Raw genomic sequence first — 11072 nt, 5'->3', positions numbered from 1 at the left:
CGCAAGGCCGCGGGAGGACAGGTCGTTCCGCTCGCAGGGGGCGCTTTGCATTCTCGGGGACGCCGTCGGGCGTCCCTTTTTATTTGCATGAGGACAAGGCGCCCCGTGGGGCGTCTTTTTGTTTTCCTCTGGGGCTTCCAGAGCATCCTCTCCCTATGGAGTTTCTACGCCTTATCGGGGCCTGTGCTAAAATCTAAGGCTGACTGTAACCTATACGTACTCGAAGGGTTTGCCTGTATGTCATTCCTTGATATGTTCTCCAGCCTGACCGGCCAGATGTCCGCCGATATGGCCATCGACCTGGGGACTGCCAATACCCTTGTTGCCATTACCGGCGAGGGCATCGTCATCAACGAGCCCTCCGTCGTCGCCATAGAGAAATCGACCCATCGTGTGTTGGCTGTCGGCCACGAGGCGAAGAACATGATCAACCACACGCCCGATGCCTTCTCGGCGGAGCATCCGCTGAAGGATGGCGTGATCGCCGACTACGACGTGACCGAGGCGATGCTGTCGGCCTTCATCAACAAGGCCTCCGAGCGGAAGTACCCCTGGCAGCCCAAGCCCCGCATCGTCATCTGCATTCCCTGCGGTGCCACCTCGGTGGAGAAGCGCGCCGTGTTCGAGGCCGCCATTCAGGCCGGCGCCCGCCAGGCCTACCTCATCGAGGAGCCCATGGCCGCTGCCATGGGTGCCGATCTGCCCGTGACCGAGCCGACCGGCTCCATGGTGGTGGACATCGGCGGCGGCACCACAGAGGTGGCCGTCATCTCGCTCGGCGGCATCGTGACCTCCAGCTCGCTGCGTCTGGCCGGCAACCGCCTCGACGAGGCCATCGCCATGCACCTGCGCGACCTTCTGGGCATCAAGATCGGCGAGCGTACGGCCGAGGTCATCAAGATCAAGATCGGCTCCATTCTGCCCTTCGAGGACGGCCGCGAGCGCGATATGATCATCTCCGGCCAGGACGTGTACACCGAGCAGCCCAAGGAAGTGACCATCCAATCCGAGGACGTGCGTGCGGCCCTGCAGGCGCCTATCGAGGAGATGGTGCTGCATATCAAGGACACCTTCAAGAAGACCAATCCCGACCTGGCCAGCGATATCATCCAGAACGGCATTCTGCTGACGGGCGGCGGCGGCCTTTTGTCGGGCCTCGACCGCTACCTCACTGACAAGCTCGAGATTCCCGTGTGGGTGTCGGAGACGGCGCTCACGAACGTGGTGTCCGGCTGCCTGAAGGTGCTCGAGACGCCGACGGCCCTCAAGCAGACGCTCATGCGCTCCAAGTAGGGCAGACGCGACCTGTATGGCTCTCAATTTCCAGAATCACAGCCCCGCGCCCCTGGGCCGGGCTCCGTTTATCGTCGCCCTCGTGGTGTCCCTCGTGTGCGTCGGCATCTACCAGGCCGAGGGGGACGGCGGTCCTTTGCACCGCGTGCAGGCCTCCGCGGAGGGCTTGGCCGCCCCCTTGCAGCTCGCGGGGGCGCCTCTTGGCGTGGCGGTGGAGGACGCCGAGCAGGCTGCGGACGAGAACGGGGCCACCGAGGAGACGCTGGCGGTTTTGCGGGAGCAGAACGAGCAGCTGACCCAGCGCTCGGTGCAGGGCGAGGAGTACCGCCTCGAGGTGGAGCGGCTGCAGGCGCTTCTGGGCCTGCGCGACGCCTACGACATCCAGGGCCCCACCGGCCGGGTCATCGGGCGCTCCACCGACGCGTGGAATCAGGACATCACCTTGGACGTGGGCTCCAACGAGGGAGTGGAGAGTGGCCTGACGGTCGTGGGCTCCTCGGGCGTCATCGGCCAGGTGATCTCTGTGACGCCGGGCACGTGCCGCGTGCGCCTTCTGAGCGACCCCCAGTCGGGGGCGGCGGCCATGATCCAGTCGAGCCGCGCCGAGGGCATCGTGCGCGGGTCTCTGGACGGCCTGCTGTACTTGGAGAACATCGGCGCCGATGTGAACATCCAGGTGGGCGACGTGGTGCTGACGAGCGGTCTGGGCGGCAGCTACACGCGCGGCCTGCTCATCGGCACCGTCGCCCGCGTCGAGGGCTCGGCCGGCAAGGACACGCGCAAGATCGTGGTGGCGCCGAACGGCTCGGTGTCGCTCATGGAGGAGGCCGTCGTGGTCCTGAGCGCCGCCTCCGACGCCGCCGACCGCGCCGTCGTGGCGCCCGCGGCCGGAGACGGCCAGGACGACGCGGCCCCGGGCGATGCCGATGCGGGCGCCGACGATGCGGCGGGCGCAGAGGGGTCGGATGACGACGGCAATGCCGACGAGGCGGCCGGCGCCGGCGATAGCGGCGACGATACGGGCGCGGACGGGGAGGAGGATGCCTGATGGAGCTGACGCGTGAGACCGTCGCGGCGGTTATCGGGGGCATTATCGCCGTGCTCCTCCAGATCATCGTGGCCCCCGCCATCGCCCTGTTCGCCGCCGTGCCGAACTTCATCGTGGCCTTCTGCCTCGTGCGCGCGGTGGCAACGCCACACCATGCGGGGGCGCTTCTGCCCTTCGCGTGCGGCCTTATCTTCGATCTGGTGGGCGGCGGCCCGGTGGGGGCTATGGCCTTTGTGCTCGTGCTGGTAACATTTCTCGCCTCGCGCCTGTATGCCGCCTTGGACAACGATACCCTGTTCATGCCGGTGGCGATCCTTCTGGCATCGACGGTTCTGGCCGAGGTGCTCTACGGGTTCGTCGTGGTGGCCTGCGGCGCGGGCGTGTCGCTCGGCGACGCCTTTCTGTACCGCACGCTGCCCTGCATGCTCTACGACTGCGTCATCGGCCTGCTGATGTACCCGATCGCCATGAACGTGATGATCGGCAAGCCCTTGGGCCAGCCGGGGACGCCGATCCTGCGCTAGAAAGGGGGCGCGCCCGTGCTCGTTGCCGTTATCGTGGCCGTCCTTGCGGCCGTCGTCGCCATCGTCGTTATCGCCGCGGCCCTCGCCGTGCGCGCGAACCGCTCCACGCCCTCCGTGGGCGCCACCAAGGGCGTCAGCCAGCTGGACACCGTCGGCGTCGGCAGCTCGCCCTTCGAGCGCCGCACGTCGGCGCGCGCCGCCCGCGAGGGGGAGGTGAGGGTCGGCAGCTCCGAGGAGGCCGCCTCCGCCAAGAAGCCCTCGGACGGTCTGGGGAAGCGCTTCGCGGGCGTAGGCGCTTTGGCCGTCGGCATCTTCGGCGCCCTGGCGGTGAAACTGTGGGGCATGCAGATCCTCGGCAGCTCGCAGTACGCCGACGCGGCCGAGCAGAACCTCTACACCACGGTGAAGACCCCGGCCCCGCGCGGATGCATCTACGACACCAACGGCGTGTCCCTCGCGGTGAACCGGCCCGCCCAGGCGGTGCTGGCAGACCCCGAGGTGGCCGACAACCGCGATGTGGTGAGGCGGCTGTCCACTGTTCTCGGCGTGCCGGTGAACGTGCTGATGCAGCGCGTCAAGGACGCGAGCGGGGGTGCCCAGAGTCTGCGCGTGATGGGCCAGGACGTGCGCCTGCGCGACGTGGCCTTTATCGCCGAGCACGCCGACGCCTTCCCCGGCATCACGGTGGAGGAGCGCTCGCTGCGCGAGTACCCCTACGGCGCGCTGGCGGCCCATGTGCTCGGCTACACCGGCACGCCCTCCGAAGATCGCCTGAAGCAGCAGCCCGACGGCCGGGAGATCCTCTCCATCGACACGGTGGGAACCGCCGGCGTGGAGGCCACCTACGACGCCTACCTGTCCGGCGAGCACGGCGAGAGCAAGGTGATGGTGGATGCGACCGGGCGCCGCATCTCGGTGATGAGCAACATCGAGGACTCCAAGGGCAGCGACGTGTACCTCACCATCGACGCGCGCGCCCAGTACGTGGCCGATGAGGCCCTGGCGAAGCTCATCGCCCCGCGCGACGGGGTCATCGGCACCGGCAAGGGGTGCAAGGGCGCGGTGGTCGCGCTCGATGTGACCGACGGCGCGGTGCTCGTCATGTCGAGCTTCCCCACCTTCGACCCGACGAACTTCACGGGGGCCTTCTCCCAGGAGCTCATGGACAAGTACAACTCCGACGAGGCCTACGCGCCGCTCAACAACAACGTGGTGTCGGGCCAGTTCATGGCCGCCTCCACGTTCAAAGCGTTCACCTCTCTGGCGGGCCTCGAGTTCGGGTTCGCCAGCGAGAGCAGCACATGGAACTGCACCGGCGAGTGGGACGGCTTCGACACGGGCGTGCCCCAGAAGTGCTGGAACCACGCCGGCCACGGCACCCTGGATCTGCACGGCGGCATCGTGAACTCGTGCGACACGGTGTTCTACGAGATCGGCAAGGCGTTCTACGACCACGGCCCGCAGGGGAGCGGCGAGCTTTCTGAGACGGCGCTGCAGGAGTACATCGAGCAGTTCGGCTTCGGCGAGCAGACCGGCATCGATCTGGGCGGGGAGGCCGTGGGGCTCATCCCCACGCCGGCCTGGAAGGCCGAGGCGTTCCGCAACCGCCCGGCCGAGGCGTCCTGGCGCGGCGGCGACTACACCAACATGATCATCGGCCAGGGCGACGTGCTCGTGACCCCGCTGCAGATCGCCTGCGGGTACGCGGGCGTGGCCACGGGCACCATCATGCGCCCGCATCTCCTGAAGGAGGTCCACAACGGCGAGGGCGAGACGGTGGTGACCTTCGAGCCGGAGGTCATGCGCACTCCGGAGGTGACTGAGGCGCACCTGGCCTACGTGCGCGACGCGCTGCACGACATGGTGCGCGAGTCCCACACGGTAGGCCCCCTGTTCGAGGAGGCCGGCATCGACGCGGCCGGCAAGTCGGGAACCGGCGAGAAGCAGGATCAGAACGACACGGCGTGGTTCGTGGCCTACGCGCCCTTCGACGAGCCCAAGTACGTGGTGGCCTGCGTAGTGGAGCAGGGCGGCGGCGGATCGGACGTGGCGGCCCCCGTGGTGGTCGAGGTGATGGCCGAGCTCATGGCCGATGCCGCCGGCACCTCCACGACCGAGATCGAGCGCGTCGCGGGCTCGCCCGGCGAGTCAGTCGAGATCGCCGTCGACTCCGGCGGCCGCGAGGACTAGGGGGCGCCGTGGCTGAGCTTCCGCAGATTCACTCGGTGCATGCGAGCCAGTCGGGCCGCGCGCGCCGCGCCTCCCACGCCCCGTCGGGCCGCTCCGAGCGTCCCTCGCTGGCCTCGTTGGTGAACTGGCCCTTCCTGCTCGTCATCGCGCTTCTGGTGAGCTACGGCCTCACCGTGTGCTGGTCGGCGGTCCAAGGCGATGCCGACTACAGCTTCAACCGGCAGCTTGCCGGCGTTGCCGCGGGGCTTATGGTGATGGTGGTGCTGTGGCGCTTCGACTACCGGCGCCTGGCGAACATGACCACGGCGCTGCTCGTCGTCAACGTGGTGCTCATCCTGCTCCCCCATATTCCCGGTCTGGGAACCGACGCCGGCATGGGCGCGAAGTCGTGGATCAGGATCGGCATGCAGGTGCAGCCCGGAGAGTTCGCGAAGGTGACGGTGGTGCTGTTCGCAGCGAGCCTGCTCGCGCGTTACCAGGGGACGCTGGACGACTGGCGCGAGTACTGCAAGGTGCTGGGGCTGCTGCTCGTGCCCTTCGCCTGCATCATGACCCAGCCCGACCTCGGCACGGGCCTGGTGTATCTGGCCATCTCGGCCGTCGTCATGGTGATGGGGGGCGCGAAGGCGCGCTACCTGGTCGTGACCGCCGTCGCGGGCGTGGCCGCCATCGCCGCCGTGTTTGCCGTCGACGAGATGCTGAAGTACCAGCTCTCCGACGGAACCTGGGAGTACCGCCTTTTGAAGAACTACCAGCGCAGCCGCCTGCTCGTGTTCCTGAACCCCGAGGCCGACCTGTCCGGCGACGGGTACAACCTGGCCCAGGCGAAGATCGCCATCGGCAGCGGCGGCCTGTTCGGCAAGGGGCTTTTGAACGCCACCCAGTCGACCCACGGCTTCCTGCCCGAGGCGCCCACCGACTTCATCTTCTGCGTCCTTGCCGAGGAACTCGGCTTCGTGGGCGTGATGGGGCTTCTCGCCCTGTACGCCGCCCTCATCGCCATCTGCCTGTCCATCGCCCGTGCCGCTGACAACCTGTTCGGCATGCTCATCGTCATGGGCGTGGTGGGCATGTGGCTGTTTCAGATTCTCGAGAACATCGGCATGGACGTGGGGCTCATGCCCATCACGGGCATCCCGCTGCCGTTCGTGAGCTACGGCTCGTCGTTCATGGTCGTCAACTTCGCGCTCATCGGGCTCATCGGCTCGGTGTGGTCGCACCGCTCCGTCTCAGGAAGGAAGGCCGCTTAGATGAACATCCCCCTCGACATTCCGGCGCTCATCCGCGCCGCAACCGATATCGATTCCGCCCGCAACACGCCGCTGGCGGTGTCGGTCTACCTCGACGAGACGGCCCCAGGCGATGTGGTGGGGCACGTACGCAGCGCGTTCGCGAGCGCCGGAGCGCGCACGCGGGTGACCCTCGGCTACTTGGACGGCGACGAGCTGCCCGAGCCCTACGATGCCGATGACATGGCCGTCATCGTGGCGGGGGCCTCGCCCCGCATCGGCGAGGCGGCGGCCCATGTGAGGGGCGCGGGCATCCCCGTGATGGTGGCCACCACCTCGCCCCATGCCGTGACCGCGGCAGCCGAGGCGGCGGGCTTCCCCATTCCCGAGGGCGATGTGGTCGCCCCCGACATGACGCGCCCCACGCCCTGGGGCGATGCCGCCGCGACGCTGGCGCGCCGCGTGACCGCCGGGCGCGTCGAGGGGGAGGCCTCCGAGGCCCCCGAGGCCCTCGAGGCCCTCGAGCGGGCGGTCCCCGCGCCCGAGGAGCCCGCTGCCTGCGAGCCCATCGAGTTGACGGATGAGGCGGCAGCTGACCTGGACCGCCGCATGGGGGAGTGGATCATCGCGGCCTGCCGCGAGAAGAAGCTCGCCTTCGCGCTCGCCTTCCCGTTCGTGCGCCGTCCGCTGTCGCTCGATGCGGTGCGTGCCACGGCCATCCAGAACGCCGGCGTGGGCGTGGTGGTGTTCATCCCCGGGGCCGACATGCCCATCATGACGCTGAACCAGGCGAAGATGCTGCTGCAGATTGCCGCGGCCTACGGCCAGCCCCTGTCCGCCGAGCGCATCAAGGAGCTGGCGGCTGTCGTGGGCGGGGCCTTCCTGTTCCGCAACATCGCCCGTTCGGCGGCCGGTGTGGTGCCGGTGCTCGGTTGGGCCGTGAAGGGAGTCGTGGGCTTTGCCGGCACCGAGGCCATGGGCCGGGCGGCCATCGAGTACTTCGAGGCCGGCGGCGACATCGTGGGCGTGGCGAGCGTGGTGCAGAAGGCCCGCGACGAGGTCGTGGAGGCCACGAGCAAGGCGGCGGCCACGCCGGCCGGGCGCAAGGTGGTCGACGCGGCCAAGGGCGCCGGGCTGACGGCGTTTCGCGCCTTGCGCGGCAGGAGCGGAAAGGGAGCCCATGCCAAGCACTAGCCTGTGGCCGCGCGTCGAGCCCCTGCTCGCCCGCGTGGAGCGCCCGGCGCGCTACCTGAACCACGAGTGGGGCTGCGTGGTGAAGGACGACGCCCCCTTCCAATTCTGCATGATATACCCCGACACCTACGAGCTCGGCCAGGCCAACCAGGCCGTGCGCATTCTCGTGAACGCGGTGAACGCCACCGAGGGCATGGGCGCTGAGCGCGCCTTTCTGCCCGCCGTGGACATGGCCGACCTCATGCGCGAGGAAGGCGTGCCGCTGTTCTCGCTGGAGAGCTGCGCGCCCGTGGCCGAATTCGATGCGGTGGGCATCACGCTGCCCCACGAGCTGGCGGCCACGAACATTCTGGAGACGCTCGATCTGGCGGGCATCCCGCTGCACGCCGACGAGCGCGCCGAGGCCGACCCCATCGTGCTGGCGGGCGGCCCCTGCGCCTACAACCCCGAGCCCTACGCGCCGTTTTTCGACGCCATTTTGGTGGGCGAGGGCGAGGAACACCTGCCCGAGGTGCTTGCGTGCATTCGCGATGCGCGGGCGGCCGGCACGGCGCGCGCCGACATCCTGCGGGCGCTCGCGGCCATTCCCGGCACCTACGTGCCGAGCCTGTACCGTTGGCGCAGCGAAGAGGAGGCTCAGGCTGCCGGCAGCTGGGCCGAGCCGCTCTATCCCGATGTGCCCGCGCGGGTGGACAAGCGCGTGTTCGAGGGCTTCGCTGCCTCCGACGCCCACGAGCCCATGGTGGTGCCCTATACGGAGGTGGTACACGACCGCCTGAACATCGAGGTGCTGCGGGGATGTGCCCGAGGGTGCCGTTTCTGCCAGGCGGGCATGATGTACCGGCCCGTGCGCGAGCGCAGTGCCGACAACATCGTGAACGCCGTGGTGCGCGGCCTGGCCGAGACCGGCTACGACGAGGTGAGCCTGACGTCGCTGTCGTCCACCGACCACTCGCAGATATCCGAGATCCTCACGCGGGTGAACGCCGCCTGCGCTGGTCGCGGCGTGCGGGTGAGCGTGCCCTCCCAGCGCCTGGACGCCTTCGGCGTGGAGATGGCCGAGCTCGTGGCCGGCCAGAAGAAGGGCGGCCTCACCTTCGCGCCCGAAGCCGGCACCCAGCGTCTGCGCGACGTCATCAACAAGAACGTGACCGAGGACGACCTGTTCGCGGCCATCGACGCGGCCTTCGCGGCCGGCTGGCGGCGCTGCAAGCTGTACTTCATGGTGGGGCTGCCCACCGAGACCGATGACGACATCAAGGGCATCGCGAGCTTGGCCCAGCGCGCCTACGATCGCGCCAAGGCCGCCGTGCCACCCGAGCAGCGGGGCAGCGTGCGCATGAGCGTGTCGTGCGCGGTGTTCGTGCCGAAGGCCCAGACGCCCTTCCAGTGGGACGGGCAGATCTCGCCCGAGGAGACGCTGCGGCGCGTGGGGCTTTTGAAGCGCTCGGTGAAGTACAAGGCGGTGGACGTGCACTACCACGATCCCGCCACCTCGTTCGTGGAGGCGGTCATGAGCCGCGGGGGCCGCGAGGCGGCCGCGTGGGTGGAGGAGGCGTGGCGCCGGGGTGCTCGCTTCGACGCTTGGACCGAGCACTTCAACGAGGAGGCGTGGACCGGGGCTGCCGAGGCGCTCGGAATCGACCCGGCGCGCATCGCCCAGGCCGATTTCCCCACCGACTACGTGCTGCCCTGGGCGCACATCACCGCTGCCGTGAGCCCGAAGTTCCTGGCGCGGGAGCGCGCACGGGCCCAGGAGGGCGTCACCACTCCCGACTGCACGTTCGAGAACTGCTCCGCCTGCGGAGCCTGCCCCACGCTCGGCGCCGACATCGAGCTGATGGAGGAGCGCGTGAGTAAGACAGGTGCGGGGGCGGCTAACCCCTACCGCAGGGTGATCGGCGGCGGCCAGGAGCTTTCGCTGGCATCTGGGGGATTGCAGGACGGGGAGGGCTCTTGCGGTGCCCGGCCGGCCTGCGCCGCGGGGTCGGAGGGCGGCGAAGCCGATTGCGACGGGCAGATGCTGCAGGATGGGGAGCCCGCCGCCTTGGACGAGAAGGAGGTGCGCTGATGGCCGATCCGCGTCTGTTCCGCCTGCGCGTGACGTTCCGGGAAACGGGGCGCCTCGCCATGCTGTCCCATCTGGAGCTGGCCCGCGCCCTTGAGCGCGCCGTGCGCCGCGCCGGGCTTCCCTATGCCGTGAGCCAGGGCTTCTCGCCCCACATGCGCATCGCCTTCGGGGCGGCGCTGCCCGTGGGCGTAGGCGGCACATCCGAGTTCTTCGACCTGTTCCTGACCGACTATGTGCCTCCGTCCAAGGCGCTGGCGGCCTTGCAGGCGGCGAGTCCTGCCGACCTCATGCCGACCGAGGCATGCTATGTGGAGCCCAAGGCCGCCGCGGCCAGCGTGGCCTGCCCGGTGAGCACCTACGAGGTGCAGCTGTCGGCGGCGCCGGCAGCGCTCATCGTGCCCGAGGCCATTACCGTCGTGCGCAAGAAGAAGGAGAAGACGCTCGCCGTTTCCGACTTCCTGGTAGGGCCGGTAGAGCTTGACGGCGCCACGGTGCGCTTCACCTTGGAGGCCAAGCCCACCGGCAGCCTGCGAGCCGATGCATTCGTGCGCGAGCTCCTGACAGCCACGGTGGCGGCCGACGGCGCTCCTGCCGATGTGCACCCGGTGAGCTTTTTGCGCATAGAGCAGCGTGAGGCCCGCTGAGGCGGGAGCGTTCGGTGCCGAGGTGCGCCCGGTACCTGCGAGGGACGGTCGGGTGCCGAGGGGTGGCTGGGGTCTGCGAGGGGCGGCTGCGCGGGGTGCGTTGCCAGCTCACGGGACTGGACGATGCTGCCCGAATGCCGGGGCTCTAGGTTCCCGTTGATCAAAAATTCCGTATTTTGGCTTGGAATGAACGGTTTTGTGACGCGGGATGCCTTTTGAGTAGCCGAAATGTATTACGAGCGCCGTGTTTGGCCAGGAAGCGTAATACCGGAGGCCGCTGTTTGGGGTGTTCGCGTCACAAAACCGTTGTTTTCAAGCCAAAAAACGCGATTGCCGTTATCATGGAAGCGTTGGAAGATGCGAAAGGAATTCCCATGAGCGACTGCCTGTTCTGCAAGATCGTGTCCGGCGAGATCCCCTCGGCCAAGGTGTACGAGGACGACGTGTGTTACGCCTTCGACGACATCGAGCCCGAGGCGCCGGTGCATACCCTCATCGTGCCGAAGACCCACTACGACAACCTGGCCGCAGGCGTGCCCGGCGAGGTGATTGGGCACATGATGGCCGTAGTGCCCGAGGTTGCGCGCTTGAAGGGCGTGGGGGAGTCGGGCTACCGTACGGTGGTGAACACCGGTCCTGATTCGGCGGCCACGGTGAACCACCTGCACGTGCACGTGCTCGGCGGTACGAAGATGGGCCGCTTCACCTTCGAGGGATCGCTGCGCGAGGGCCAGTAGGGCCGCTGGCCGCTGGATCGAAATTTCTCGAAATTTGGTCTTGCGCGCGCATGAGGTAGTGCGTATACTATACGGGCTGCTGAAACGCGGGGTGTTAGCTCAGTTGGTTAGAGCGCCGGCCTGTCACGTCGGAGGTCGCGAG

9 protein-coding genes are annotated in these 11072 nt (G+C 68.3%); all 9 read left to right on the top strand.

Annotated elements, in window-relative coordinates:
* Positions 1 to 237: 237 nt before the first annotated feature.
* The 9 genes from Q5064_RS10970 (at position 238) to Q5064_RS10930 (ending at position 10930) form a co-directional block, all read left to right on the top strand.
* Positions 238 to 1293: a rod shape-determining protein gene (locus tag Q5064_RS10970; protein WP_016308611.1), complete on the top strand. Its 1056-nt coding sequence runs from the start codon at positions 238 to 240 to the stop codon at positions 1291 to 1293.
* 16 nt (positions 1294 to 1309) lie between these two features.
* Positions 1310 to 2341 carry a rod shape-determining protein MreC gene (mreC, locus tag Q5064_RS10965; RefSeq protein ID WP_302964654.1) on the top strand — a complete coding sequence of 344 codons (1032 nt, stop codon included), beginning with the start codon at positions 1310 to 1312 and terminating at the stop codon, positions 2339 to 2341.
* Positions 2341 to 2865 carry a rod shape-determining protein MreD gene (gene mreD / locus Q5064_RS10960; RefSeq protein WP_302964653.1) on the top strand — a complete coding sequence of 175 codons (525 nt, stop codon included), beginning with the start codon at positions 2341 to 2343 and terminating at the stop codon, positions 2863 to 2865. The genes mreC and mreD overlap by 1 nt, the downstream gene beginning before the upstream one ends.
* Before the next feature lie 15 nt (positions 2866 to 2880).
* Entirely contained in the window at positions 2881 to 5055 is a 2175-nt protein-coding gene (mrdA, locus tag Q5064_RS10955; RefSeq protein WP_302964652.1) for a penicillin-binding protein 2, read from the top strand.
* A gap of 107 nt (positions 5056 to 5162) precedes the next feature.
* Positions 5163 to 6305 (top strand): rod shape-determining protein RodA, encoded by a 1143-nt coding sequence (gene rodA / locus Q5064_RS10950; RefSeq protein ID WP_302964655.1) that lies wholly within the window; start codon positions 5163 to 5165, stop codon positions 6303 to 6305.
* Positions 6306 to 7478, top strand: a complete 1173-nt coding sequence (locus Q5064_RS10945; protein WP_302964651.1) for a YcjF family protein — start codon at positions 6306 to 6308, stop codon at positions 7476 to 7478. It begins immediately after the preceding gene.
* Positions 7465 to 9549 carry a TIGR03960 family B12-binding radical SAM protein gene (locus tag Q5064_RS10940; RefSeq protein WP_302964649.1) on the top strand — a complete coding sequence of 695 codons (2085 nt, stop codon included), beginning with the start codon at positions 7465 to 7467 and terminating at the stop codon, positions 9547 to 9549. Before Q5064_RS10945 ends, Q5064_RS10940 begins: the two co-directional genes overlap by 14 nt.
* Positions 9549 to 10193, top strand: coding sequence for a TIGR03936 family radical SAM-associated protein (locus tag Q5064_RS10935; RefSeq protein ID WP_302964648.1), 645 nt, complete (start codon positions 9549 to 9551; stop codon positions 10191 to 10193). Before Q5064_RS10940 ends, Q5064_RS10935 begins: the two co-directional genes overlap by 1 nt.
* Before the next feature lie 374 nt (positions 10194 to 10567).
* On the top strand, positions 10568 to 10930 hold the full coding sequence (locus Q5064_RS10930) for a histidine triad nucleotide-binding protein (protein ID WP_302964646.1): 363 nt from the start codon (positions 10568 to 10570) through the stop codon (positions 10928 to 10930).
* The last annotated feature ends 142 nt before the right edge of the window (positions 10931 to 11072 follow it).

Source organism: uncultured Adlercreutzia sp. (genome assembly GCF_958431955.1).
In the GTDB taxonomy this organism is placed as follows: Bacteria; Actinomycetota; Coriobacteriia; order Coriobacteriales; family Eggerthellaceae; genus Adlercreutzia.
The sequence above is the reverse complement of the archived record's forward strand: the minus strand, read 5'-3'. Positions and strand labels throughout refer to the sequence as shown.

What these genes read in the sequence shown, in the direction of transcription:
- Q5064_RS10970 (WP_016308611.1), top strand. Translation starts at nt 238, where the DNA reads ATGTCATTCCTTGATATGTTCTCCAGCCTGACCGGCCAGATGTCCGCC.
- mreC (WP_302964654.1), top strand. Translation starts at nt 1,310, where the DNA reads ATGGCTCTCAATTTCCAGAATCACAGCCCCGCGCCCCTGGGCCGGGCT.
- mreD (WP_302964653.1), top strand. Translation starts at nt 2,341, where the DNA reads ATGGAGCTGACGCGTGAGACCGTCGCGGCGGTTATCGGGGGCATTATC.
- Q5064_RS10945 (WP_302964651.1), top strand. Translation starts at nt 6,306, where the DNA reads ATGAACATCCCCCTCGACATTCCGGCGCTCATCCGCGCCGCAACCGAT.
- Q5064_RS10940 (WP_302964649.1), top strand. Translation starts at nt 7,465, where the DNA reads ATGCCAAGCACTAGCCTGTGGCCGCGCGTCGAGCCCCTGCTCGCCCGC.
- Q5064_RS10935 (WP_302964648.1), top strand. Translation starts at nt 9,549, where the DNA reads ATGGCCGATCCGCGTCTGTTCCGCCTGCGCGTGACGTTCCGGGAAACG.
- Q5064_RS10930 (WP_302964646.1), top strand. Translation starts at nt 10,568, where the DNA reads ATGAGCGACTGCCTGTTCTGCAAGATCGTGTCCGGCGAGATCCCCTCG.